The sequence below is a fragment of the Chryseobacterium sp. FW101-FHT12H09 genome (assembly GCF_058790395.1).
The window spans coordinates 1,050,697-1,075,502 of sequence record NZ_JBYTCP010000001.1 but is presented as its reverse complement, the minus strand read 5'-3'; the positions used below and the strand labels follow the sequence as shown (position 1 = coordinate 1,075,502).

The 24,806-nt window shown below is 33.7% G+C and carries 22 protein-coding genes; 15 read left to right on the top strand and 7 right to left on the bottom strand.

Annotation, left to right across the window (positions count from 1 at the left end):
• The first annotated feature begins 28 nt into the window (after window positions 1–28).
• The 10 genes from AC3WRL_RS04925 (at window position 29) to AC3WRL_RS04880 (ending at window position 13,962) form a co-directional block, all read left to right on the top strand.
• Window positions 29–778 carry a sensor histidine kinase gene (locus tag AC3WRL_RS04925; protein ID WP_261511105.1) on the top strand — a complete coding sequence of 250 codons (750 nt, stop codon included), beginning with the start codon at window positions 29–31 and terminating at the stop codon, window positions 776–778.
• Window positions 744–1,421 (top strand): response regulator transcription factor, encoded by a 678-nt coding sequence (locus AC3WRL_RS04920; RefSeq protein ID WP_214832911.1) that lies wholly within the window; start codon window positions 744–746, stop codon window positions 1,419–1,421. The genes AC3WRL_RS04925 and AC3WRL_RS04920 overlap by 35 nt, the downstream gene beginning before the upstream one ends.
• A 145-nt stretch (window positions 1,422–1,566) precedes the next feature.
• Complete coding sequence (locus AC3WRL_RS04915; RefSeq protein ID WP_214832909.1) at window positions 1,567–2,883, top strand: T6SS phospholipase effector Tle1-like catalytic domain-containing protein; 1,317 nt, start codon at window positions 1,567–1,569, stop codon at window positions 2,881–2,883.
• A 161-nt stretch (window positions 2,884–3,044) separates the two neighbouring features.
• Complete coding sequence (locus AC3WRL_RS04910; protein ID WP_261511106.1) at window positions 3,045–4,982, top strand: ABC-F family ATP-binding cassette domain-containing protein; 1,938 nt, start codon at window positions 3,045–3,047, stop codon at window positions 4,980–4,982.
• 82 nt (window positions 4,983–5,064) lie between these two features.
• Window positions 5,065–5,421 (top strand): hypothetical protein, encoded by a 357-nt coding sequence (locus AC3WRL_RS04905; protein WP_214832906.1) that lies wholly within the window; start codon window positions 5,065–5,067, stop codon window positions 5,419–5,421.
• A gap of 245 nt (window positions 5,422–5,666) precedes the next feature.
• Window positions 5,667–8,051, top strand: a complete 2,385-nt coding sequence (locus tag AC3WRL_RS04900) for a TonB-dependent receptor (protein WP_261511107.1) — start codon at window positions 5,667–5,669, stop codon at window positions 8,049–8,051.
• Window positions 8,052–8,097: 46 nt separating this feature from the next.
• On the top strand, window positions 8,098–8,688 hold the full coding sequence (locus AC3WRL_RS04895; protein ID WP_214832902.1) for a hypothetical protein: 591 nt from the start codon (window positions 8,098–8,100) through the stop codon (window positions 8,686–8,688).
• Window positions 8,689–8,826: 138 nt separating this feature from the next.
• Window positions 8,827–10,161 carry a trigger factor gene (locus AC3WRL_RS04890; RefSeq protein ID WP_214832900.1) on the top strand — a complete coding sequence of 445 codons (1,335 nt, stop codon included), beginning with the start codon at window positions 8,827–8,829 and terminating at the stop codon, window positions 10,159–10,161.
• A 114-nt stretch (window positions 10,162–10,275) separates the two neighbouring features.
• Window positions 10,276–10,959 (top strand): hypothetical protein, encoded by a 684-nt coding sequence (locus AC3WRL_RS04885; protein WP_214832898.1) that lies wholly within the window; start codon window positions 10,276–10,278, stop codon window positions 10,957–10,959.
• 153 nt (window positions 10,960–11,112) lie between these two features.
• Complete coding sequence (locus AC3WRL_RS04880) at window positions 11,113–13,962, top strand: M16 family metallopeptidase (RefSeq protein ID WP_492329843.1); 2,850 nt, start codon at window positions 11,113–11,115, stop codon at window positions 13,960–13,962.
• Window positions 13,963–14,014: 52 nt separating this feature from the next.
• On the opposite strand, the gene AC3WRL_RS04875 is transcribed toward AC3WRL_RS04880, so the two are convergent.
• Entirely contained in the window at window positions 14,015–14,599 is a 585-nt protein-coding gene (locus AC3WRL_RS04875; protein ID WP_214832894.1) for a DUF3109 family protein, read from the bottom strand.
• Between the two features lie 8 nt (window positions 14,600–14,607).
• Window positions 14,608–15,513, bottom strand: a complete 906-nt coding sequence (locus AC3WRL_RS04870; RefSeq protein ID WP_214832892.1) for a DUF6427 family protein — start codon at window positions 15,511–15,513, stop codon at window positions 14,608–14,610.
• 42 nt (window positions 15,514–15,555) lie between these two features.
• Between AC3WRL_RS04870 and AC3WRL_RS04865 the strand changes: the two genes are divergently transcribed.
• On the top strand, window positions 15,556–15,789 hold the full coding sequence (locus AC3WRL_RS04865; RefSeq protein WP_214832890.1) for a DUF6341 family protein: 234 nt from the start codon (window positions 15,556–15,558) through the stop codon (window positions 15,787–15,789).
• A 79-nt stretch (window positions 15,790–15,868) separates the two neighbouring features.
• Here the strand turns inward: AC3WRL_RS04865 and AC3WRL_RS04860 are convergent, their stop codons facing one another.
• The 5 genes from AC3WRL_RS04860 to AC3WRL_RS04840 all read right to left on the bottom strand — a co-directional run bounded on the left by AC3WRL_RS04860 (window position 15,869) and on the right by AC3WRL_RS04840 (window position 18,963).
• Window positions 15,869–16,306, bottom strand: coding sequence for a universal stress protein (locus tag AC3WRL_RS04860; protein WP_214832888.1), 438 nt, complete (start codon window positions 16,304–16,306; stop codon window positions 15,869–15,871).
• 59 nt (window positions 16,307–16,365) lie between these two features.
• Window positions 16,366–16,971 carry a fumarylacetoacetate hydrolase family protein gene (locus AC3WRL_RS04855; RefSeq protein ID WP_214832886.1) on the bottom strand — a complete coding sequence of 202 codons (606 nt, stop codon included), beginning with the start codon at window positions 16,969–16,971 and terminating at the stop codon, window positions 16,366–16,368.
• 74 nt (window positions 16,972–17,045) lie between these two features.
• A complete protein-coding gene (locus AC3WRL_RS04850) occupies window positions 17,046–17,444 on the bottom strand; it encodes a DUF2007 domain-containing protein (protein WP_214832884.1) in 399 nt (132 codons plus the stop codon).
• A 3-nt stretch (window positions 17,445–17,447) separates the two neighbouring features.
• Window positions 17,448–18,212, bottom strand: a complete 765-nt coding sequence (locus tag AC3WRL_RS04845) for an exonuclease domain-containing protein (protein WP_492329842.1) — start codon at window positions 18,210–18,212, stop codon at window positions 17,448–17,450.
• A 52-nt stretch (window positions 18,213–18,264) separates the two neighbouring features.
• A complete protein-coding gene (locus AC3WRL_RS04840) occupies window positions 18,265–18,963 on the bottom strand; it encodes a CDP-alcohol phosphatidyltransferase family protein (RefSeq protein ID WP_492329841.1) in 699 nt (232 codons plus the stop codon).
• Window positions 18,964–19,052: 89 nt separating this feature from the next.
• On the opposite strand from AC3WRL_RS04840, the gene AC3WRL_RS04835 reads away from it, so the two are divergent.
• The 4 genes from AC3WRL_RS04835 to AC3WRL_RS04820 all read left to right on the top strand — a co-directional run bounded on the left by AC3WRL_RS04835 (window position 19,053) and on the right by AC3WRL_RS04820 (window position 24,744).
• Window positions 19,053–20,981 (top strand): LTA synthase family protein, encoded by a 1,929-nt coding sequence (locus AC3WRL_RS04835; protein WP_214832878.1) that lies wholly within the window; start codon window positions 19,053–19,055, stop codon window positions 20,979–20,981.
• 151 nt (window positions 20,982–21,132) lie between these two features.
• Entirely contained in the window at window positions 21,133–21,552 is a 420-nt protein-coding gene (locus tag AC3WRL_RS04830; protein WP_214832876.1) for a DUF2147 domain-containing protein, read from the top strand.
• A gap of 113 nt (window positions 21,553–21,665) precedes the next feature.
• On the top strand, window positions 21,666–22,649 hold the full coding sequence (locus AC3WRL_RS04825) for a pyruvate dehydrogenase complex E1 component subunit beta (RefSeq protein ID WP_214832874.1): 984 nt from the start codon (window positions 21,666–21,668) through the stop codon (window positions 22,647–22,649).
• A gap of 103 nt (window positions 22,650–22,752) precedes the next feature.
• Complete coding sequence (locus AC3WRL_RS04820) at window positions 22,753–24,744, top strand: KUP/HAK/KT family potassium transporter (protein ID WP_214832873.1); 1,992 nt, start codon at window positions 22,753–22,755, stop codon at window positions 24,742–24,744.
• Window positions 24,745–24,806: the final 62 nt, after the last annotated feature.

The following is a 24,806-nucleotide window of genomic DNA, read 5'->3' as shown; positions in this document are numbered from 1 at the left end:
ACATATTGATTTTTTAATATTGATAATTGTGATCCTGGCAGTTATCGTATTATTTATTCTACTGGCTTATAAAACTTTTGTAGATAGGATTATTAAAGAAAAGAATGCGCAACATGAGGCTGAAGTTCTTCATCAGAAAAAATTAGTATTAGAAAATATTAAGGCTCAGGAAGAAGAACGGAAACGAATTGCCGTCATGATTCATGATGATATGGGGAACAGGCTCAATATATTGTCTTTGTGGCTTAATAATCTCGATACCAAGGGAGATGAATTAATTAAGAAAAACATTTATGGACAGATGTCTGCTTTAATTGATTCTGCGAGAACGATATCCCATTCTTTGTATCCGGTAAACCTGGAATCGGTGGGTCTTGTTTTGTATATTGAAGAATTAATTGCAAATCTATCTCATAAAATTAATATCTCATTACAGGTAGCTCCAGGTTATGAACAGAAAGATGTTTTTATAGAAGTTCAGCTGTACAGGATTATACAAGAGTTTACTACGAATGTTATTAAACATTCAGAAGCTACAAAAATCTGGATCTATATAAAAGACTATTCACAGTATACAGCCGTAGTTATTTCAGATAACGGACAGGGTTTTGATTATGATCTGGTGAAAAAAGGAATGGGTATTAAAAATATTGAATCCAGGATCAAATCTATAAATGCTGTTCATAAATGGAAAAATGTACCCAATAAAAGAAGTCGTTTAATCATTAAAATTCCTCGTAATAATGAATTCCAAGATCAAAATAGCGCTAATAGATGATGAACAGTTAATTCTGGAGGGTGTCAAATTATTATTATCAAATGAGCAGAATATATCCGTAAACCTTACAGCGGATAACGGACCAGATTTTATAAAAAGTTTAGAAGACCTACCTGAGAAAGATTTTCCGGATATTGCTTTAGTGGATGTACAGATGCAGCCAATGAACGGTTTTGAACTGGTTGAAATTCTTAAAGAAAAATACCCTAATCTGAAAATTATTATTCTTTCTTCCCATTATAAAAGCTCCATTCTGGGTTATATGGTTAAACTGGGAGTTTCTGCTTTTCTGCCTAAGAACTCAAATAAGAAAACATTTATAGACGCTATTACAATGGTTTTTAAAAATGGTGTTTTCTTTACAGCTGAAGATCATCAGATGTTGTTTACCTACATGAACAGTTCCAGTAAGAAGAAATCTTTGTTTGAAATGGAAGATGAACTTTCAGAACGTGAAAAGGATGTGGTAAAACTGATATGTCAGGAATATACCAATAATGAAATAGCTGAAAAGCTTTTTATAAGCCCGAGGACGGTGGAAAGTCACCGACAGCGCGTTCTTGAAAAGATAGGTGCTAAAAATACAGTCGGTATTGTAATCTATGCGATTATTAACAATATCTATTCTCTTGAAAAAATATAATTCCGTAGAAATACGGAATTTTTAATTTAGTATCTTTTACTCTATTATTCTCTCCCTTTTCATGGTTACTTTGAAATGATTATCTAACGGAGCTATAATATAAAAAAAGCGACGGTAGATTATTGATCACTTAAAAATTGTTACCATGGGAAATGATATAGTATCTGTCGGAATTTTTTTTGATGGAACAGGAAATAACGGATTCAATGCAACTTCAGATAAAAAGCCACTGATTAACCATGAAAGCTATCATGCAGCACCCACAAATGTTTTTAAGCTCTTCGAATTGTTCAATGGAGATGAAAAAATATATGTTGAGGGAATAGGAACGATAACCGGAGCCGAAGACAGTGATTTTGCGAAAGCAACCTGTAAAAATCCGATAGGATGTTCTGGGTATTCTTCCGATGATAAGCTTCGGAAAGCATACTCTTTTATTGAACAGAAAATGCAGGATAAGACCAAAGAATATCAGTTTTATGTATATGGATTCAGTAGGGGATCTATGCTGGCTAGAAATTTTTGTTATGAACTATTAAGTCCGGGTTCTGTATTATCAGGAAATATTAAAGTAAAGTTCTTAGGCGTTTTTGATACCGTAGAATCAGCTCCTTTTAACGATTATAATGTGAGTTTATCAGCAGGCGTAGAAAATGCACTTCAATTATGTGCGGTGAATGAATGCAGATATTTTTTTCCATTGACCGGATTTTTTGAAAATTCAAAAAGTATGGAAGATTCAGAGCTTTCTACCGGAAATTCTGTATGGAAAGAGATCTTTGTTCCGGGTGTTCATGCTGATGTAGGTGGAGGTTATCTGGAAACCTCACAATCGGTGTATGTTTCTTCAAATCACCTGCAGGTTTCAGAGATAAATTCCTACGTTTCAAATATAAGAGATGTAGCGAAAGATCCTGAGGGAAATAGAATCTGGAATCCTATTTTACAGAATTATCACATAGATGAAGGTGAAATTCTCTCTCAGGCATATGTAGAAAGAGAAATAGTTTACAATGACCTTTCAAAAGTTTACGGAAAATTAATGTTGATGCAAACTAATGCTATAATTTCAGTTTTTAAGACAGATTTTAATGAATCTGATTTCAAAATTGGTCAGGAACATTTGTTTTTAGAATCATTTTATACCGAACTCGAAAGCTATGCCAACAACCTTACCCCGAGTATGAAACCCTCGTATAATTATGAAAAACTTGCAGATTATACCCATATTTCAGCCAATTTTGGTTTATATAAAAAGGGGCAACTTAAAAGATCTCCAGAATTAATAGATGCAGAAATAATAAATAATGGATTAAATGTTCCCAGCAGATCGTTAGCTAATAATCTTCATCCAGTTCTTCAGGCTGAAATGCATATCCTGGAGGATACAGTGGTTACAGATTTCGCATATGGAGCGAATGTTCCTAATAATGATAACTGGATGCGCTCTATATTAATTTAAAATAAAACTTACATTATTAAATGTTCGTATTTTTCAGTTTTAGCTTAGGTAATGGAGCTCCTCAAATGGGGAGCTTTTTTTATTTATCGTCTATTCATTTCTTTTTCCGTATTTTTGCACCCGAAAAATATTCAGTATTAATTCTTAAATTATATCATTAAATGCTTTCGGTTCAAGGTCTAGGATTACATCATTCGGGAAACTATTTGTTTCAAAATGTGAATTTCACTATTAAAAAGGATGATAAAATTGGTTTAGTAGGAAAAAATGGAGCGGGAAAATCCACTTTATTGAAGATGCTTTCCGGAGAAATTACATTCTACGAAGGAAGTGTTGTACCTGATGGAAATATTACTATTGGTTTCCTGAAGCAGGATTTGGACTTTGTAAAAGGAAGAACGGTTTGGGATGAAACGATGCAGGCTTTTGAGCAGATCAATGCCTGGAAGAATGAACTTGAAGAAGTGAATCACCAAATGACTGTAAGAACTGATTACGAAAGTGATGCTTACACGGATTTGATCAATAGAATGACTGAATTAAATGATCTTTTAATGCACCATGATGCCTACAATTTGGAAGGTGACATGGAAAAGGTATTATTCGGATTAGGATTTAAAGCTGATGATTTCCAGAAAATTACTGACGAGTTCTCCGGAGGTTGGAGAATGAGAATTGAACTGGCAAAACTGCTTCTTCAAAAGAATGACGTAATGCTTCTCGATGAGCCTACCAACCACCTTGATATGGAATCCATCATCTGGCTGGAAAATTTCCTTAAAGATTATCCTGGAGCTATTGTATTGGTAAGTCACGATAAACAATTCATGACAGCCGTTTGTAACAGGACTTTTGATGTTAACAATAAGAAAGTTGATGATTATAAAGCGGATTACACCAAATATCTTGAACTTAGAAAAGATAGAAAAGAAAAACTGATCCAAGCTAAAAAGAATCAGGATGCAGAGATAAAACATACTGAAGAGTTAATTAATAAGTTCCGGGCAAGTGCTTCTAAAGCCGCGTTTGCACAATCTTTAATCAAAAAACTTGAAAAAGTTGAACGTATTGAAGTAGAAAATGATGACGTTTCAAAGTTTAATATTCGATTCGTTCAGTCTGTTGTTCCCGGAAAAGTTAATTTTGAAGCTGAAAAACTGGGTAAAGCATATGGAAAGAAGCAGATCTTTGATGATGTAGATTTTATTGTTCAGCGTGGAGATAGAATTGCCCTGTTAGGACAGAATGGACAGGGGAAAACAACTCTTGCGAAAATATTGGCTGGTGAAATTAAAGACTACAGTGGAACCTGGAATCTTGGTCATAACGTGAATATCGGATATTTTGCTCAAAATCAGGAAGAAGTATTAACACCAAATAAAACGGTTTTAGAAGAGGCGGAAGATGCTGCAACAGAAGAAACCAGACCAAGAGTAAGAGATTTATTAGGATCTTTTTTATTTCAGGGTGAGGCTGTTACAAAGAAAACCAAAGTATTATCGGGAGGAGAAAGAAACCGTCTTGCGCTTTGTAAATTATTATTACGTCCTTTCAATACATTGATTATGGATGAGCCTACCAATCACCTCGATATTCAGTCTAAGGAGATTATCAAATTGGCATTACAGAAATTTGAAGGTACACTGATCGTGATCTCTCACGACAGGGAGTTCCTGCAAGGGCTTTGTGATAAGATTTTTGAATTCCGTGATGGTAAAATGAAAGAGTTCCTTGGAGATATCAATGAGTACCTTGAATACAGGCAGAAAGAAACGATCAGAGAGATCTCAGCTGAAAAGGCAAAGCTTCATGATGAGGTCAAAGTAGAGGTTAAACCTAAGGTTGAGGTTGTGGAGAAAGCAGAACCTATTGTTCAGCCAAAGTCAGGTTTTGTAAGTAAGGAGCAAAAAAATATTCAGAATAAAATAAAAAAAGTGGAAGAGAGAATTTCAGAATTGGAAACAAAATCTGAAGAAATGGAAGTCTCTTTTGCAAAAGAAAATCCTTCTGATGGAATGTTAGAAGAATATAATAAAGTAAAATCTGATTTGGAACTCGCTTTACAAGAGTGGGAGCATTTGGCTTCTCAACTTGAGTAAAAATTTATTCGTTAGCAGATGTTTTAATTTCGATTATTATTTTTATTTAGTAATTACAAATTATTATTGTTATTTTTGATGCATGATTTTTAGGGAAAGTAGACAATTTAAGAATTTTATCTCAAGACTTTTGTTTGGGATTTATTTTCTTGCGCTGTTTTCTCAAAGTTTTCACCATCATGATCCTATAGATGGCTTCAGAAATTTTAATCTTAAAAAATCTGAAAATACAATTACAAAAAATGTAGCTAAGGAAAAAGCCGGCGATTGTTTGGCGTGTCACTTCTTAGCTACCGGCCATACCTTGGTGCCTGAAGAATTTAATTTTTCTTTTGAGGGCTATACTCAGGAAATAAAACAGATTATTGCCGTTCAGGAGATTATCTGGTCTCAGACTAAATTTACTTTTCAGCTTCGGGGTCCCCCCACAATTTCATAATTCACATATTTTATCGGATTTGTCTTAGATCTTTATTGTTTAAAGGTTGCTTAATATTGGAAAATTAGTCCATTAAGTCGTCATTAATTTATTAAGATGGTTAAGATTAAATGTATTTGTAGAGATGTAATTTACATTCAATAGACTATACATTTTACTTTGTACACCTTAAGCCGTACAAAAAATCCAAAAAAACAAATTTTTTGAAAATGTACTTTTTAAAGTACTCAATCTATCTATTTACAATGAAATTGATATATAGTTTATTGCTGATCTTTTGTGGATTAGTACTAACAAACGCACAAAAAACTTATACCGTTGAAGGTACCGTTCAGGATTTTCATGATAAAAGCACATTGCAAAATGCTATAGTACAAATTGGAAACTTTACGACTAAAACGGATAAAAAAGGTAAGTTTTTATTTAACAAAATTCCTGCGGGAGCTTATAATCTCATTGCAAAGCATCCTGATTGTCATGATTATACTGAAAATATAGGAGTTAATCAGGATCTTCACTTAACCATTATCCTTGAACACCATGTTCAGGATATTGAAACAGTGACTATACATGGGAGCCATAAAAATAATGGTTCTTTGATTGTTAAGACAATTGATAAATCGGAAATAGAGAAAAACTCTACTGATAACTTAGGTAACTTATTGTCTAAGATTTCTGGTGTTACTGCTTTAAAAACTGGAAATAATATTTCAAAGCCAATTATTCATGGACTATATGGAAGCCGAATTGCCATTATGAATAATGGAGTTAAGCTGGCGGAGCAAGAATGGGGAGTGGAACATGCTCCAAACGTAGATATTAATAATTTCCAGCATATAGATGTAATTAAAGGAGCTTCTGCTTTGAAATATGGGAGTGATGCAATTGGTGGAGTTATAGTTTTGGAACCGGAAATTTTCCCTAAAAAAGATACGGTAAGAGGTTCTGTAAGTCTTTCAGGTATTTCTAATGGAAAAGGTCTGGGATTAGATGTAAATGTTGCCAAAACATGGAAAAATGGATGGGCTGTAAAATCGGGGGGATCAATTAAAAAACTAGGTGATCAGCATACTCCGGATTATAATTTGATGAATACAGGAATGGATTTTTCATCTTTTAATTTTACAGTTCAGAAGAATTCATATGAACAGGGGATTTCCTTCGATTATTATCTTACCAATCAGAATATTGGAATTTACAGAGGTTCACACGTAGGAAATAATAATGACTTTTATAATGCTATGACGTTGAATATTCCTGTTTACACTGGAACTTTCAGTTATGATATTGATAACCCAAGGCAGGTAATAGAACATCATATTGCTAAAATTTCGGCTTTTAAAAGATTCGAAAATATTGGTAAAGTTTCTGCAACCTATAGTTTTCAATATAACCATAGACAAGAATATGATATTAGAAGAGGAGAATTAAAAGATATCCCCTCTTTGGATTTAGCATTAATGACTCATCAGTTTAATCTTAACAATTTACTAGAAAGAGAAAAATGGTCATTGGAAACAGGTATTGATGCTAGTTTTCAAAATAATTACTCAGATCCAGCTACAAAAGCCAGGCGTTTGATCCCTAATTATGACAAATACTCAGCTGGCGTTTATTCTATTTTTAAATATAAAATTTCTAGTGAATTGAATGCTGAGGCAGGGGTAAGATATGATTTTAATCGTTATGACGTAACAAAGTGGTATGATAAGAGTGACTGGGATAAATTATATAAGGCAACTTATCCGCAATTTTATGTAAAAACAGATCAAAACAGAATACTAACCCGTCCGAAGCTTAATTATGGAAATGTTTCTTTCAATGCTGGGCTGGAATATCATCCAAGTTTAAGTTTTAATTTAAAATTTAACTATGCCAAGGTAGGGCGTACACCCAATATTGCTGAATTGTTTTCAGACGGATTACATCATTCAGCTGCTGTAATAGAAATTGGTGATATGGGTTTAAAAAATGAACAGGGACATCAGTTGAATTTAGTTGCGGATGCGAAATTCAATGTTCTTAAGGGATTGAATGTTTCTGTGAACCCTTATTTTTTTATTACCAAAAACTATATCAACGAAATTCCGACTGGTGTACAAAATACAATTAGAGGAGTATTTCCGGTATGGGCATATCAACAGATCGACGCAAGAATGTATGGGGTAGATCTAGATATCAATTTAAAGATTACAAACAATCTTACCTATATTGCAAAGGGAAGCTATGTAAACGGCCAGGATGATACCCACAACGAACCATTAATCTTAATGATGCCTCCCAATTTTTCTAATGCTTTGCAATTCAAAAAAGAAAATTGGAATCAATTCTATTTCAGTCTTGAGAATCAAACATTTTTAAAACAGAATAGATTTCCTATTCATAATGCTCCAGTGACTATTTTTGAAAATGGTGCTGAAGTAGATAAGATAGTAGATTTCAGCACTCCACCAAACGGATACTCACTTTGGAATATCCAGACAGGTATCAATATCAGTAAAAACCTTTCTGCAGGACTTATTGTCAATAACCTGTTTAATGTTTCATATAGAGATTATCTTAATCGCATGAGATTTTTTGCAGATGAGGCAGGAAGAAATTTCATTCTGAATGTTAGATATCGTTTCTAATATTCAACAATTACAAATCAAGATTTTAAAATTTAAATTAAAAAAAATGAACAAATTATTTAGTACTAAAAATATTATCAGACTATTAGCCATTTTATTCATCACTTTTTCTATTGTTTCTTGTCAGAGAGACAATTCGGCGGAAGAAGATGATCTTCCTCAGGAAGATCTTACCAATATTATCTTATTGGTAAAAGATGTTGCCACACAGGTAACAGTGCCTTATAATTATAGTGTTGGTGCTGGAGGGGCGCAAACTATTAAATTAGTGGATGGAAAAACATATGAGGTAGAAGTGCAGTTTAAAAATGGTAATGAGGATGCAACCCAAGAAATTAAAGACGCGAAAGATGAACACTTTTTAGTTTATAATTTCCCTAATTCTGATCTTACTTTAACCCGTACCGATGATGCAGCTTCTACTAGAGCAGATGGTAAACATGTAGGACTTAAAACAAAATGGGTGGTGAGTAAAGCTGTAAAAAATACATCTACAGAAAGTCAACTTATTCTTACTTTGTATCATGAGCCTGCAACGGTTTCTGAAGTTTCTGCTGTGAGTGGAAATGGAGTTGTATATGGAGCTCAAACCGGAGGTGAAACAGATGCACAAGCTACGTACAAGATCAGTAACTAAGAAGATTACAAGATAAATAAAACCACTGAAAATTTCAGTGGTTTTTTAATTATAAATATTTGATGCCTAAGAATTTATCTTTAGTAGTTTATTTTGATAAAATTTTCATATTTTTGCAACCTAAAATTTTAATCAATAATGAAGGTTACCGCACAAAACCATGATGACGTAAGTGCATTACTTACTGTAACATTGGAAAAATCTGACTACAAAGACAAAGTAGAAAAGCAGTTGATTAATTATGCTAAAAATGCGCAAGTTCCTGGATTCAGAAAAGGAAAAGTGCCTTTAAGTATGGTTAGAAAACAATATGAAGCAGGTATTGCATTCGAGGAGATCAACAAGCAAGTTTCTGATGCTTTAAATAGCTATGTAAATGATAACAAGTTAAGATTAGTTGGCCAGCCTGTTCCTCAGCCTGTAAATGATTTCAATCATAATGCTGAACAACTTGAAGTTGCTTTTGAAGTAGGGTATGAGCCTGAATTCACAATAGATTTAGCTAAATATGAAGCTCCACATTATAAAGTAGAAGCTTCTGATAAAGAAATCACAAAGAGCATTGAAAACATGCAAAAGCGTTTCGCTGAGCAGGTTCCTCAGGATAAGATCACTAAAGATTCTTATATTGCTTTAGAAATTTCTCAGGTAGTGGAAGAAGATGCTGAAGGAGAGCACCACCACCATCCAAAGAATGCTACGATTACAGCTGAAAACAAAGAAGCTTTCAAATTAGTTAAAGCTTTAAAAATGGATGGATCTGTAAAAGTTTCTAAAGAAACTCTTGCTGGTGATGAAGAATTAGCTAAAGAATTAGGTTTCTCTAAAGAAGAAGTTGAGCATTTACACCACGCTGAAGTTGAAGTTAAAGTAAAAGATTTCTATAGCTTAAACTTAGCTGAACTTAATCAGGATTTATTTGATAAAGTATATGGAGAAGGAAATATCAAGTCTGAAGAAGAGCTTAAAGAAAAAGTAAAAACTGAATTAGACGAATATTTCCAACAAAATGCTGATGTTCACTTCGTAAATAAAGTATTGGAACAAATTACAGAGAAAGAAGAAGTAAAACTTCCGGAATCTTTCTTAGTAAAATGGTTATTATTCTCTAATCAGAATATCCAATCTGAAGAGCAGGCAAAAGAAATCTTAGAAGCTGAGAAAAAACAATTGGGCTATCAGATCATCGAAGGTAAATTGATGAGTGATAACAATATTCAACTGGATTATGCTGATGTTCTGGCACAAGCTGAGCAATTAGTAAGAAACCAATTGGCAATCTATGGAATTCACCATTTAGGAGATGAAGAGGTTCAAAAATATGCTGTTGAGATGTTGAAAGATCAGGAGCAGGTAAAACAAATTTCTTCTGAAGTTGCTATGACTAAATTAAAAGATGTAATTCTTGAAAAAGCGAGCAAAAAAGAAACTGAAATTTCGCATGACGAATTTTTAGAAGAGCTTAAAAAATAATCTTTTCTAAGATAAATATTTTAAAACCACCATTTTTATGGTGGTTTTTTGTTGTAAGATTCTTAGATTTTATATCGATCAATATTGCTATATTTACGCAATAAATTAAAATATATGAAAAAGATAATCATTCCATTTTTCTGTGCAGTGCTTTTTTCCACTTCAGTAGCAGCACAGCAAAAAACGGCTGCTGTAAAAACAGAAGCAACCAAATCGAAACTGACATCTAAAGAAGTAATTGATAATTATCTTAAAGCTTTGGGAGGAAAAGACAAATTAGAAGCTATAAAAACCGTTATAACTGATAACACACTTAGTGTACAGGGAATGGAGATTTCTATGAGTACCAAAAAGATGGGAAATAAGTTCAAATCTGTTCAAAGTGTAATGGGACAGGAAATGACTCAAATGTTTGATGGTGAAAAAGGAACTTTTGATCAGATGGGAAAGAAAATGGATATTCCTGCTGATAAAATTGCTGATCTTAAAAAAGGAAAAACGGTTGATGCATTAGGATATGACCCTACTACTTTCCAAACAGTGACTGTAGAGAAAATAGATGGTAAAGACTTTAATGTACTAACTTCAGATAAAGGAAAATACTTTTTCGATGCAGCAACTGGTTTATTATATAAAACAGAGTCAAAAGAAGGAACAGCTATTGTAAATAGCTATATGACTGTAGATGGATTAAAGTTTCCTGGTGAAATAAATGCTGAAGGAAACGGACAAAAAGTAGTTATTAAAACAACTAAAATTGTACTTAATTCTGGAGTAACAGATGCGGATTTTAAATAATCTGTCAATAACATAATCTAAAAACAAAAAGGTTGAGCTAGCTCAACCTTTTTGTTTTTAGGTATTTAACTCAACTTTAACTTAATTACAGGTTGATAAATTTCCATAGTTTGTGAATAATTTCTACTTTAGGAGCTAAGAAATTATGACCTTATGAAAACAATTTTATCATCATTTGCAGTAGTCTTTTGTCTGACTGCAAATGTATTTGCACAGAATATTCCAATGGATCCTTCCGTAAAAACCGGGACTCTTCCAAATGGAATGAAGTATTATATCAAGAAAAATACTCTTCCCGAAAAGAAAGTGGATTTTCGGTTAGCAATTAACGCCGGATCCATTCTTGAAGATGAAAACCAAAGAGGACTTGCCCATTTCATGGAACACATGAACTTCAATGGGACTAAAAATTTCCCGGACAACAAATTGGTAGACTTCTTACAATCTATAGGAGTGAAATTCGGACAACACCTGAACGCATATACAAGTTTTGATGAAACGGTATATATGTTACCCGTTCCCTTAGATAAACCCGGAAACTTAGATGCTGGTCTTAAAGTGATGGAAGATTGGGCTTTTAATGCCACACTATCTGATGAGCAGATCAACAAAGAGAGGGGTGTGGTTCTTGAGGAACTGAGATTAGGATTAGGACCGGACAAGAGGATGATGGATAAATATCTGCCTAAATTATTGTATAATTCTCAATATGCAAACAGACTACCAATTGGTAAAAAAGAAGTGCTTCAAAATTTCAGTCCGGATGTCATCAGAAAATTTCATCAGGATTGGTACAGACCGGATCTGATGGCGATTGTAGTAGTGGGAGATATTAACGTGGATGAAGTTGAAAAGAAGATAAAAGATAACTTTAGTTCTTATAAAAATCCAACTAAGCCAAGAGAAAGGAAAACCTTTGACTTACCAAACCATAAAGAAACTTTAGTTGCTGTTGAAACAGATCCAGATGCAACAAATTCGATGGTGCAGTTTATCATGAAAGATTCAGAAGCGTATCAACCGGATGTTACAGTTGAACAGTATAATCAAAGTGTTTTAGAGAATGTTACCACTACAATGCTTAATAACAGGCTTAGAGAATTGATCAATTCTAACAATCCTCCTTTTACATTCGGTTCAGTTTATCATGGTGGCACGTACGCCAGAAGTAAAGAAGCTTTTCAGGGGTTTGCTATGGTAAAAGAAGGAAATCAACTGAATGCACTAAAAATTCTATTAGAAGAGGTTGAAAGAGCTAAAAGATTTGGATTTACACAAACCGAATTAGACAGAGCAAAATCACAAGTTATATCGGACATTGAAAGAACATACAACAACCGGGATAAAACGGAAAGCCGCATGTTGGTAGATGAATATGTAAGAAACTTTCTGGAGCAGGAGCCCATGCCTGGAATTGCTTGGGAATATGAAGATACCAAGAAATTTTTACCTACAGTAACACTGGCTCAAACGAATGATGTTATTAAGAAGTTTGTAAAAGATGACAGCAGAGTAGTAATTCTTACAGGACCTAAAAAAGACAATGTCACAATGCCTACAGAGGCAATGGTTCTTACTACTTTTGAAGGAGTAAAAATGGCTGATCTAAAACCATATCAGGAAAAAGCAACAATTAAAGGTTTGGTAAAACCCTTCAAATCTGAAGGAAAAATTGCAAAGACTGAAACAGATGCCAAGTTAGGAACAACAACCTGGACGTTAAGCAATGGCGCGAAAGTTATTTTTAAGAAAACAGATTTCAAAGATGATGAAATCGTGTTTTCGGCAAAAAGCTTAGGTGGAAGTTCTTTAATTCCTGATGCAGAGTTTAATAAAACTCAGTTTGCTTACGCTGCATTAAGCGAAGCCGGAGTGGGTGGATATTCAAAGTCCGATCTTACAAATTATCTTGCAGGAAAACAAGTAAGTGTGAATCCTTCAATAGGACCAATGACTGAAGGTATTTCAGGAAGAACAACCCGAAAAGATCTGGGAACGGCAATGGAGTTGATTTATGCTTATTTTACCAGTTTAAATTACAACCCGGATGCTTTCAATGCCTATAAAGAAAAACAATCCGCCATGTTGAATAACCTGAATTCTAATCCGCAGTTTTATTTTTCAAATGAGCATGCTAAATTTATCAATCAGAAAAATCCAAGATTTATAGGATTTATTCCAATGGAAAAAGATTGGGCAAATACAGATTATAAGAAAGCTTATGATATCTATAAAGAGAAATTTACCAATGCAGGGAATTTTCAGTTTTATTTTGTAGGAAACATTGACGAAGCTCAATTTAAAAATGAGGTCTTACAATATATTGCAAGTCTTCCTTCAACAGGAAAATCAACTATGTTTAAAGATACAGGATACAGACCTATGACTGGAGACTATACCAAAATTTATAAAAAAGGTAAAGACCCTAAGAGTATGGTAACCATTGCCTATAGTGGTGAAGCCTCGTATAATGAAAAAGAAGCATTAGCTTTAGAAGCATTGGGACAGGTAGTGACCATTAAAGTTATTGAAAAGCTAAGAGAAGATGAAAGTGGAATTTACGGAGGTGGTGCCAGAGGAGGCATGTCTAAAGTACCTTATGGAACTTATAATTTCAGTATCAGTTTTCCATGTGGACCGGAAAATGCTGAAAAGCTTACGAAAAGTGCTTTAGTTGAACTCCAGAAACTAATTGATAAAGGACCTGAGCAAAAAGATCTGGATAAGTATAAAGAAGGGGAATACAATGATAATAAAACCAATATGAGGGATAATGGCTATTGGATGAATTCATTAACGAAAAATCAGTTGGATGGAAGTGATAAATACGAAATCCTGAACTATCAGGAGAAAGTAAAGGCTCTGACGGTGAAAGATGTACAGGATGTTGCTAAAAAATACCTGTCAAAAGGTAGAATTGTGGCGACGCTAATGCCTGAAGACGGTTGGGAAAATGCTAAAAAAGAAGAAACTAAACCAGTAGCTGTTGGAGCTGGGAATTAAATAATAACCATCTATAAAAAATAAACCGCAGAGCAATCTGCGGTTTTATTTTTTAATTTCCATATTCTTTTTTCCATTCATCAGCAGCGTCACTTAAAACCGCATAGAACTCTTCACCATACTTTCGTATTAAAGGTGTTTTTAAGAATTTGTATACTGGGACATGCAGTTCTTTTCCAAGAGCACATGCATCATCACATACCGACCATTCATGGTAGTTTAAAGCTGTAAAAGAAGAATACTCTGTAACACGAATCGGATACAGGTGACAAGAAATTGGTTTTTGCCAATCAACAGCACCATCTTCATAAGCCTTTTCAATTCCACATTTTGTAATTCCTTTTTCGTCAAAAGTAACATAGGCACATTCACGATCTTCAACCATAGGTGTTACATACATACCATCAGAAGGATCTGTTGTCCATGTTCCCTGTTCTTCAAGGGCTTTTATCCCATCTTTTGTAAGGTAGGGCTTTATCTTGTCAAAAATGCCATCTAGAATTTCAAGCTCATTTTTATCTAACGGAGCACCTACATCTCCTTCTACACAACATGCACCCTTACATTTTGTAAGGTTACAAACGAAATCTTCGGAAAATATTTCCTCAGAAATTAATTTATCGTCTATCTGAATCATAATCTTTTTTAAAATAAATTAAAATAAGTACCTATTTTAAAGGTAACCAAACTAATAATAATCAGCCATAAGCCGACTTCCTGCATCCAGTATTTGGGTAAAAAACGCATCATCCTGCTCAGTATGATACTGGAAGGAAATGCCAGGAGCAGTAAATACTCGTAGCTCTTATTCATATACAGAATAATGGTAACCAATTGAGCTAAAGAAAAGACAAGCAGGAACGTATATTTATATCTGCTTATCGGACTTTTTTTGTTATAATTTTTAAAATGGTCATATACTGCATATACAAGCATCAGGGCAACCGGAAGTAAAGGAATTATACCTTTGTAATCAGTTATAATTTTCATTTTTCCAAATGGAAAATAATCCAGGTTCCAGGTAGTAAAATCTAAGAAAAACATTACTGAAAAATAACTGAAAACAATAAGAACGATTCCAAGCAGAAATCTGAAGATATTTAAACTTATTCTTTCAGAAGTTGCAATAACATGAATAACCACGAAAACAGCCATTGGCCAGGTGGTCGGTAAAAAAATAAAATTTAATGCAACAATAGCTCCGACCAGAACATATGATTTTTTTCTGACATCTTCATTTGCACTTGTAAGAAGAAGTAAAAGAAAAGAATTTGTAAGAAGTGAAACCGCAATTCCAATATCCAGATCTCCCGGATAAAGACCAAAAATGAAAAATGAGTATAAGAATAATGGGAGATGAGTCTGATAATTCAGTGCAATACTATGAAAACAGAAATATCCTAAGGCAATTCCTAAGAATGTAATTCCGGCAACAATTGCTTCATAAGTGTTGAAATTCAGTATGTTAAATATTATTACTATTAAAAGAAGAAAACCAATATAAACAGGAATTGAAAAAATATTGCTTTCTTTTGAAAGTAATTTAAACATTTTTTATAAATTTGTACAAAGTTAATTTAAAAAAGGAAAATAATGACGTCTTTCTTTCTATTCTTAAGCAAAGTTTTCAAATGGTCTTTCGGCTTTTTTGATACCTTTGGAAATGTTTTAAACTGGATTCTATTTGTAGTTTGCTGTGTACTGTTCACTTATTGGTGTTATGTACTTGTGGTTACACTTGGAAGTAATAAAGATAAAGACTATTATTCTCCTACGGAGGGTAAACATCCTTACTATGATCCTAGTATCTATAAAAAAGAAGGTTAATTAATTGGTTATATAGTAAAAAGCCGATCAAATTTAATATTTGATCGGCTTTTTTATAACGATTAAAATTTAATTTCTCTTATTCATGTATTGGAAGTACCAAAACAGGGATCGTTGAGTTTTTTGTTAATCCTTTCGTAAGGCTTCCAACAAAGACATCATAAATTCCGCTTCTTCCATGTGAGCCCATTACAATATAGCTGGCATTTTTTGTTTTGGCATATTCAAGGATGATATCCTTGGCAATACCTTGTTTTAAAAGATGTTCACATTCTACGTCATGGGAGAGAATTCTTTGTTCAAGCTTGTTAAGCTGTACCAATTCCTCTCTGATTTCATTTTCTTCAACTTCAGGAAAATATTGGAATCCCATATCGCCAATGGCAAAGCCAATGTCTGTAGGTGCAACATGGATAAGGTTGATTTTGCCATTTACTTCTTTAGCAAATTTTATAGCACCATCTACAAGTTGTTCCGTTTTGTCCCCAAAATCTACGGGCAATACAATGTTTATCATAACCTTTAATTTTGTTATCTAAAGATAAGAAAAAAATGATAAAATGCTCTGTTAAATACTTATAATATTCGGATATCCATAATTTTTTCATCCTCAAGGAATGCTTCCAAGATGTCATTTTCTTCAACTTTTCCAACCCCCTTTGGAGTTCCAGTAAAGATAAGATCACCTACGCGTAATGTGAAATATTGTGAAGCAAATGCTATAATATCATCAAAGCTGAATATCATATCTTTTGTATTGCCATTCTGAACTTCCTCTTTATTTTGTAATAATGAAAACTGTAAATTTTCCAGGTTATAATTTTCTTTTTTAAAGAAATTTCCCACTACAGCGGAGCCATCAAAGCCTTTAGCCAGCTCCCAGGGTAAACCTTTAGATTTAAGTTCTGTTTGGAGATCCCTGGCCGTAAAATCTATTCCCAAACCGATCTCATCATAATGTTTATGTGCTGACTCTTTCTGGATGTATTTTCCACCTTTTGAAATTTTCAATACAACCTCAAGTTCATAATGCACATCTTTAGAGAATTCCGGAAGGTAAAAGTCATTACCTTTTAAAACGGCAGTGTCTGGTTTGATGAAAATAACTGGTTTCTCAGGGATTTCATTTCCCAATTCCTTAGCATGTTCACTGTAGTTTCTTCCGATGCAGATGATTTTCATATTCTTCTTATTTTGTCATTGCGAGGTACAAAGTAATCTTTAATTATTGATACCTCCTTTAAATGAAATTATTTTTAATGTGTAAATCTATTCTCACAATAATAACAAACAAATTTATGGCTTGTTAAAATTGAAATTCCAAAAAAGCTGGTCGCACTGTCATCCCTGTAAATATGATTGGAACCACACTTTGGACATACAAAGTCAAACTCAGAATCTTTAATTGTATGTTCCACTTCAAGAGCATATTTTTCATTCTCTTTATAATCTTCCAAAGTCTGTTTTGCTTTTTCTATATCTTCTTCAAAGACCTGTAGCTGAATTCCACCCACAGCCTGAGAGAGTAACCAATCCGATTGAATAAGCTGCTCATTGGCAATGAAACTCTGGATGCCTTTTTCGGCAAGGATCTGTTTGTCCCTGTTAGCTTCAAGAGCGGTTTCGTAAAATTTGAATCGAATTAGATCAGACATTTTTTAAAATTTACTGGATAACTGAATTTTTGTGAATACCTTCTTCGTGTACAATGGGAAATCAGCATTTTGCAACCAACCGTAGTAACCAAGGTCTTTTTGGAAAACAGCTTTTACCCCCTGTCCTTTATATTTTCCGAAGTTGAAAACTTCTTCTGTTTTTTCATTAAAACCTATAAAACCAGCTAGATCTGCATGTTTGTTATGGAATGTAAACTCACTTAAAGCAGCAATCTCATTAGGAACATCTTCATATTTTCCAACCTGAGCATCCAATACCTCAAAAGTAGCCATCACATCTGCCTCTGCTGAATGTGCATTTTCCAAAGTTTTTCCACAGTAGAACTGATAAGCGGCTCCAAGGTTTCTTGGTTCTTTTTTATGGAAAACGGTTTGCGCATCCACAAGTTTGAATTTACTAAGATCAAAATCGATTTCTGCACGTAAAAGTTCTTCCGCCAAAAGAGGGACATCAAACCTATTGGAATTAAACCCACCCAGATCTGTACCGGAAATCATCTCCATAACTTTAGAAGCAATTGATTTAAAAGTAGGTGCATCCTTGATATCAGCATCATATATACCATGGATTAAACTTGACTCCAATGGAATAGGCATTTCAGGATTGATACGCCATGTTTTACTTTCTCTTGATGCATCAGGATTTACTTTTAAAATACAGATTTCCACAATTCTGTCTTTTCCGATATTAGTTCCTGTGGTCTCCAGGTCAAAAACACAAAGTGGTTTATATAATTTTAAATTCATTGATTTATTATTTGATAATGGAATGGTAATTTGTTAGATACAAATCTAGTTTCTATTTAAGTTGTTTCTGAAATAAGAGTGAAATTAAAATATAGTAAATAATAACCATTGGAATTCCAACAGTTTTAAATATAATTAAAATAACAACCGCTCCGATCAATAAAGCCAGTTTTGGGTAATTATCTTCCAGTTTCATCGATTTGAATTTCATTGCGATCATTTTAACAGGACTCACTAAAAGCAATGAGAGAACCACCGTTAGAACAATCATTAAATAGGTATTATGAAATAAAAATTCAAAGCCTTGGGTTTCCCTGAAAGCATAATACAGTCCGAAGATTAAAATAGTATTGGAAGGGGTATTCAGTCCTTTAAAATAATATTGCTGATCTTCATCCAGATTAAAAATTGCTAATCTCAGACACGAAAAAGCAGTGATCAAAAAGCCTAAATAGCAATACCATGGAATATCTGTATAAGCGTTATTTGCAAGAGCTACAAACATTGTTAGACCTGGAACAAAGCCAAAACTTACCATGTCAGCAAGTGAATCCAGTTGGACTCCAAGATTTGAATTAGCCTTTAAAGCTCTGGCGATAAACCCATCAAAAAAGTCTAAAACCAGCGAGAGAATAAGGCAGATAGCAGTTGTTTGGTAATCACCCAGGATCAGATGAACCGCACCGACGCATCCCGAAAACAGATTTCCTAAGGTAAATGCATTGGCAAGATTGTTTTTAATAAAATTCATAATCACAAAATTACATTTTTTAAAAATTCTATATGAAAATATTACCGACTAAAAAATACAGTAATACGAATTTGATGTAAATTTGCCGAATGAAATTTTTTAAAGAATTTAGAAAACAGGAAGTTCTGGTATTGTTATACAGGATTTTTTTGGCATATGTTTTTTATCAGATCGCCAGATTTTTATTCTGGTATTTTAACAAAGATCTCATAAAGGTGGATTCCATTTCAGACTATTTCAGTCTGTCATATCATGGGATAGCCTTTGATACAACGGCAATTTTGTACGTTAATTCTTTATTTATTTTATTAAGTCTTATTCCTATTATTATTAATACGAAAAAAGTCTATCAAAAGGTGTTGTTTTGGCTTTACTTTATTACAAACGGAATCGCTTATGCAATGAACTTTGGTGATTTTGTATATTTCAAGTTTGCACAAACAAGATTAACTTCCGCAGCATTGCAGGTTGCAAAACATGAGACCAATATTGCTAAAGTATTTGCCGCATCCATTGTACAGAATCCTTTTATTCTTATTGGGTTTGTGGTTCTAATGGCATTATGGGTTTTTCTATATAAAAAGGTGAAAATTACGGAACGTAAGCCTGTGAAACTGATTCCTTATTTTATTCTATCTATTCTTTGTCTTTGTGGTATTACAGTATTGGTTATAGGTGGTATCCGTGGTGATTTCAGACACAGTACCAGACCGATTAATCTTGTAGATGCCAATCGTTTTGTAAAAGTTCCGTCTCAGGGAAATCTGGTTTTGAACAGTACATTTTCTTTTTTCAGAACACTGGGTACTAATAGCTTTAAAGAAGTTCATTTTGTAGATCAGAAATTTATAAATGATAATATTCAGCCTTATAAAATTTATGACAGGAAAATAACAAATCGCCCTAATGTTGTGATTTTTATTGTTGAATCTTTCAGCAGGGAATACTCAGGTGCTTTTAATAAAGATACACATATAAAGGATTATGTTTCTTATACTCCGTTTATTGACAGTCTGGCGAATGAAAGTTTAATTTTTCCAAATACTTTTGCCAATGGAAGACAGTCCATTCATGGGATGAGCAGTGTACTTGCTGGAATTCCAAGTCTTACAGATGCATTTACAAGTTCTCCTTATTCCAATCAAAAGATACAGTCTATTGTTTCTGTTTGTAATGAATTAGGTTATGATACTTCATTCTATCACGGCGCACCTAATGGATCAATGGGATTTTTAGGTTTCGGTAATATTCTGGGCTTCAAACATTATTTTGGAAAGACAGAATATAATAACGATGCTGATTTTGATGGCATGTGGGCTATCTGGGATGAACCTTTTTTACAGTATTTTGCTAAAAATGTAGGGAAAACACAACCTTTTATGGCTACTGTTTTTACAGCCTCCTCACACCATCCATTTAAAATTCCTGAAAAATATCAGGGGAAATTTAAAAAAGGAAAAAATCAGATGCATGAGCCTATACAGTACACGGACTATTCTATAAAGAAGTATTTTGAAACAGCAAAAAAACAACCCTGGTACAACAATACCATTTTTGTTTTCACAGGTGATCATACCAATGAGATCTATTATCCTGAATATCAAAAAAGTATGAACCGGTTTTCTGTTCCTATTATTTTATATTCGCCAAATCCTGAATACCAACTAAAAGGAGTGAATAATGAAGAAGCTCAGCAAATTGATATCTATCCTACATTAGCAGATTTAATAGGTTATAATAAAAAGATCAGGAGCTGGGGAAGAAGCTTAGTGAGTGATAAAAAGTATCCTGCTATTATTGCAAATTCAGATGGTGGAGCTGAGCAGTTTATCATTGGTAATTATATTTATCGTTTTGACGGAAAAAATATAGTTGGGATTTATGATAAAACAGATCTTGGTTTAGAAAAGAATCTTGTTGATCATTTAAAAACTCCGGAAACTGAAAAAGGAAAAGAAATCGCAAAAGCTTGGTATCAGGATTATATGGATCGTGTTATCAACCGAAAACTGAACTAATGTTTAAGAAGTGTTTAACTATTACATTTGGTATGCGTATTGTTATATATGCCTAGGATAATAAATGTTTTTGTTTGTTTAAAATTAATTTATATTTTTAGCAATGAAATAGACAACAGAAATATTTTATTAGAATTAAAACAACAAGAATATGAGAAAATTATTATTTACCCTGGTTCTTTCTTTAGTAGGTGTAATGTCGTTTGCACAAATAGAAGGCAAATGGAAGACAATAGATGACGAAACAAAACAGGCAAAATCTATCGTAGAGATCTACAAGAAAACAGATGGGTCGTATTACGGAAAAGTATCACAGTTACTTATAAAACCTGCTGATCCTAATTGTACGAACTGTAAAGACGAAAGAAAAGGAAAGCCTATTTTAGGAATGGAGATCATCAAAGGATTGAAGAAAGATGGTGATGAATTTACAGGAGGAACAATTACAGATCCTAAGACAGGGAAAACTTATAAATGTACCATTACAAGAACCGGAGATCAGTTAAATGTAAGAGGATATGTAGGTTTATCTTTATTAGGAAGAACGCAAACCTGGCAGAAAGTAAACTAATAAGGTTTAAATAAAAAATTAATTAACGGCATTTCATTTAAATGAGATGTCGTTTTTATTATGTGTATAATAAAAAAACACTATTTTTGTACTCTAAATTTTTCAAAGAAATTATGGCAGAATATACTTTTCGTGAGGTAATTGCACAGGCAATGAGTGAGGAAATGCGTAAAGACGAATCCATTTATTTAATGGGGGAGGAAGTTGCAGAATACAACGGTGCTTATAAGGCTTCAAAAGGAATGCTGGATGAATTTGGTCCTAAAAGAATAATCGATACACCAATCGCTGAACTTGGTTTTACAGGGATCTCAGTAGGTGCAGCAATGAATGGGAACAGACCTATTGTAGAGTTTATGACATTCAATTTCTCTTTAGTAGGAATTGATCAGATTATAAATAATGCGGCAAAAATCCGTCAGATGAGTGGGGGACAATGGAACTGTCCAATTGTTTTCCGTGGTCCTACAGCTTCTGCTGGTCAATTAGGAGCTACACACTCTCAGGCTTTTGAAAACTGGTTTGCTAACTGTCCGGGACTTAAAGTGGTTGTACCTTCAAATCCTTATGATGCAAAAGGGTTATTGAAAACAGCTATCCAGGATAATGATCCTGTAATCTTTATGGAATCTGAGCAGATGTATGGTGATAAAATGGAAATTCCTGAAGAAGAGTACTATTTGCCTATCGGAAAAGCAGATATCAAAAAAGAAGGTAAGGATGTAACTTTAGTTTCTTTTGGTAAAATTATGAAAGTAGCAATTCAGGCTGCAGAAGATTTAGCTAAAGAAGGTATTTCTGTAGAAGTAATAGACCTTAGAACAGTTCGTCCATTAGATTACGATACTGTTTTAAACTCTGTTAGAAAAACAAACAGACTGGTTATTTTAGAAGAAGCGTGGCCATTTGCGTCTATTTCTTCTGAAATTGCATATATGGTACAACAAAAAGCGTTTGATTATTTAGATGCACCTATCAAGAGAATTACTACTCCTGATGCTCCTGCACCATATTCAGCGGCTTTGTTTGCAGAATGGTTCCCTAAACTTGAAAAAGTGAAAGAGGAAATTAAAAATGCAATGTATATTAAATCATAGAGAAAAACTTCCGAAAGGAAGTTTTTTCATTTATTCTATGCATGAAGAAAAGTTCTTGAGGTCATAAATTTAGTGTAGATTTGCGCTTTTAAAATTAGCTGATATGGCAGAAGTTACAGAGGGGGGTCATCATTTTGACCTAAAGAAGCTTTCATTTGTAGGGGTTATCGTCTCTCTCGGAATTGTTTTCGGAGATATTGGAACGTCCCCATTGTACGTAATGAAAGCAATCGTGAATGCCCGAAAGGATGGTGCTACGATGCCATTTGATGAATATATTGAAGGTGCGCTTTCATGTATCATCTGGACATTGACACTCCAAACCACGATAAAGTATGTAATTATCGCCCTAAGAGCAGATAATAAAGGTGAAGGTGGGATTTTAGCTCTTTATTCGCTCGTAAAAAAACTTAAGAAAAAGTGGCTCTATGTCGTCGCGATTATTGGAGCATCAACACTTGTTGCGGATAGTGTCATTACTCCTTCATTAACTGTTATGTCAGCTATTGAAGGATTGAAAATATATAATCCGGAAACCCCCGTAGTTATTATTACCCTGGTAATTCTGTTTGTTGTATTTGTTGTACAACAATTTGGAACCGCTTCCATAGGTAAATTTTTCGGACCTGTTATGGTGACATGGTTTCTTGCTTTAGGGGCTTTCGGATCGGTTCATATTTTTGATCATATCGAGATTGTAAGAGCATTCAATCCAATATATGCATATAATCTTATTACCCATTCATCAAGCGCTATTGTGATCATGGGAGCTGTTTTCCTTTGTACAACGGGTGCTGAAGCTTTATATTCAGATCTTGGACACTGTGGTGCTAAAAACATCAGAATAAGCTGGGTTTTTGTTAAATTAATGCTTATTCTTAATTATCTGGGACAAGGTGCCTGGTTATTAGATAACTACCATCAGGTATTTAACGGAGTTAATCCTTTCTTTGGAATTATGCCTCAATGGGCGGTTCTTCCTGGAGTGATTTTAGCAACAGCTGCTGCTATTATTGCAAGTCAGGCTGTAATTACAGGATCATTTACCATGTTCTCAGAAGCAATGTCTATTTCATTCTGGCCAAATCAACATATCGAATATCCTTCAGGGATAAAAGGACAGATGTATATTCCGGGAGTAAACTGGGGATTAATGGCATTCTGTTTTGTAGTGGTTATATTCTTCCAAAAATCCGAACGAATGGAGGCGGCCTATGGTTTAACGATTACCATAACCATGTTAATGACTACTATTCTATTGCTGTATTGGCTAAGTAGAACCAGAGTCAGTAAGGTTTTTATAATAGGTTTTGCTGTCGTTTATATTTTCCTTGAATCAGGTTTTTTCTATGCGAATGTGATTAAATTTGTTGATGGCGGATGGTTAACAATGGTATTGGGTGGATTTATAGCGGTTTGTATGTATGCCTGGTATAACGGACGATTAATAAAAGCCAATTTTATTCAGTACGTTAAAATTGATAAATATGTATCCATCATCAAAGACATGAAACTGGATGAAACTATTCCTAAATATGCCACAAATCTTGCTTACCTGAGCAGAGCAAAAAGGAATGATGAGGTAGAATCAAAAATTATTTATTCTATCATTAAAAAACAACCGAAAAGAGCTGATCACTATTTTATTTTGAGCATTGTTAATCAGGAAGATCCATATACTTTTAAATATACTGTAGATGAGATTTTACCAGGTACGGTTTTTAAGGTTAATTTCCTTTTAGGTTTTAAAGTCGACCGTAGAATCAATGATTATTTTAATATGGTTTTGAAAGATCTTATGGCAGATGGTACTATACCTTCCAGAAGCAGTCATCCGTCTCTAAGAGCTCATAATATACCTCCGGACCTCAAATATGTAATTATAGATAATACATATATCAACGATATACTTTTGACGGTAAAACAGAAAATCACACTTAATATTTATAACTTCGTGAAATACATCGGAAGTGATGACTTTAAGGCTTGGGGGGTTACTTCACACAATGTTGTTGTGGAATCTGCACCGATCACTGAAGAGACCTTATATGATAAAAAAATAGAACAGGCTGGATTTTTGCGTCATAACTTCTAAGCTTCAAGTAATAAGCATACTATCTATTTAAATAAAAATTAATAAATTTGTAGATAATTATT

Coding starts and splice junctions, on each gene's coding strand:
- AC3WRL_RS04855 (WP_214832886.1), bottom strand. CDS start 16,971: ATGAAAATCATCTGCATCGGAAGAAACTACAGTGAACATGCTAAGGAA.
- AC3WRL_RS04920 (WP_214832911.1), top strand. CDS start 744: ATGAATTCCAAGATCAAAATAGCGCTAATAGATGATGAACAGTTAATT.
- AC3WRL_RS04885 (WP_214832898.1), top strand. CDS start 10,276: ATGAAAAAGATAATCATTCCATTTTTCTGTGCAGTGCTTTTTTCCACT.
- AC3WRL_RS04845 (WP_492329842.1), bottom strand. CDS start 18,212: ATGAATTTAAAATTATATAAACCACTTTGTGTTTTTGACCTGGAGACC.
- AC3WRL_RS04860 (WP_214832888.1), bottom strand. CDS start 16,306: ATGATAAACATTGTATTGCCCGTAGATTTTGGGGACAAAACGGAACAA.
- AC3WRL_RS04875 (WP_214832894.1), bottom strand. CDS start 14,599: ATGATTCAGATAGACGATAAATTAATTTCTGAGGAAATATTTTCCGAA.
- AC3WRL_RS04830 (WP_214832876.1), top strand. CDS start 21,133: ATGAGAAAATTATTATTTACCCTGGTTCTTTCTTTAGTAGGTGTAATG.
- AC3WRL_RS04890 (WP_214832900.1), top strand. CDS start 8,827: ATGAAGGTTACCGCACAAAACCATGATGACGTAAGTGCATTACTTACT.
- AC3WRL_RS04900 (WP_261511107.1), top strand. CDS start 5,667: ATGAAATTGATATATAGTTTATTGCTGATCTTTTGTGGATTAGTACTA.
- AC3WRL_RS04895 (WP_214832902.1), top strand. CDS start 8,098: ATGAACAAATTATTTAGTACTAAAAATATTATCAGACTATTAGCCATT.
- AC3WRL_RS04865 (WP_214832890.1), top strand. CDS start 15,556: ATGACGTCTTTCTTTCTATTCTTAAGCAAAGTTTTCAAATGGTCTTTC.
- AC3WRL_RS04910 (WP_261511106.1), top strand. CDS start 3,045: ATGCTTTCGGTTCAAGGTCTAGGATTACATCATTCGGGAAACTATTTG.
- AC3WRL_RS04905 (WP_214832906.1), top strand. CDS start 5,065: ATGATTTTTAGGGAAAGTAGACAATTTAAGAATTTTATCTCAAGACTT.
- AC3WRL_RS04915 (WP_214832909.1), top strand. CDS start 1,567: ATGGGAAATGATATAGTATCTGTCGGAATTTTTTTTGATGGAACAGGA.
- AC3WRL_RS04835 (WP_214832878.1), top strand. CDS start 19,053: ATGAAATTTTTTAAAGAATTTAGAAAACAGGAAGTTCTGGTATTGTTA.
- AC3WRL_RS04820 (WP_214832873.1), top strand. CDS start 22,753: ATGGCAGAAGTTACAGAGGGGGGTCATCATTTTGACCTAAAGAAGCTT.
- AC3WRL_RS04840 (WP_492329841.1), bottom strand. CDS start 18,963: ATGAATTTTATTAAAAACAATCTTGCCAATGCATTTACCTTAGGAAAT.
- AC3WRL_RS04870 (WP_214832892.1), bottom strand. CDS start 15,513: ATGTTTAAATTACTTTCAAAAGAAAGCAATATTTTTTCAATTCCTGTT.
- AC3WRL_RS04850 (WP_214832884.1), bottom strand. CDS start 17,444: ATGTCTGATCTAATTCGATTCAAATTTTACGAAACCGCTCTTGAAGCT.
- AC3WRL_RS04825 (WP_214832874.1), top strand. CDS start 21,666: ATGGCAGAATATACTTTTCGTGAGGTAATTGCACAGGCAATGAGTGAG.
- AC3WRL_RS04880 (WP_492329843.1), top strand. CDS start 11,113: ATGAAAACAATTTTATCATCATTTGCAGTAGTCTTTTGTCTGACTGCA.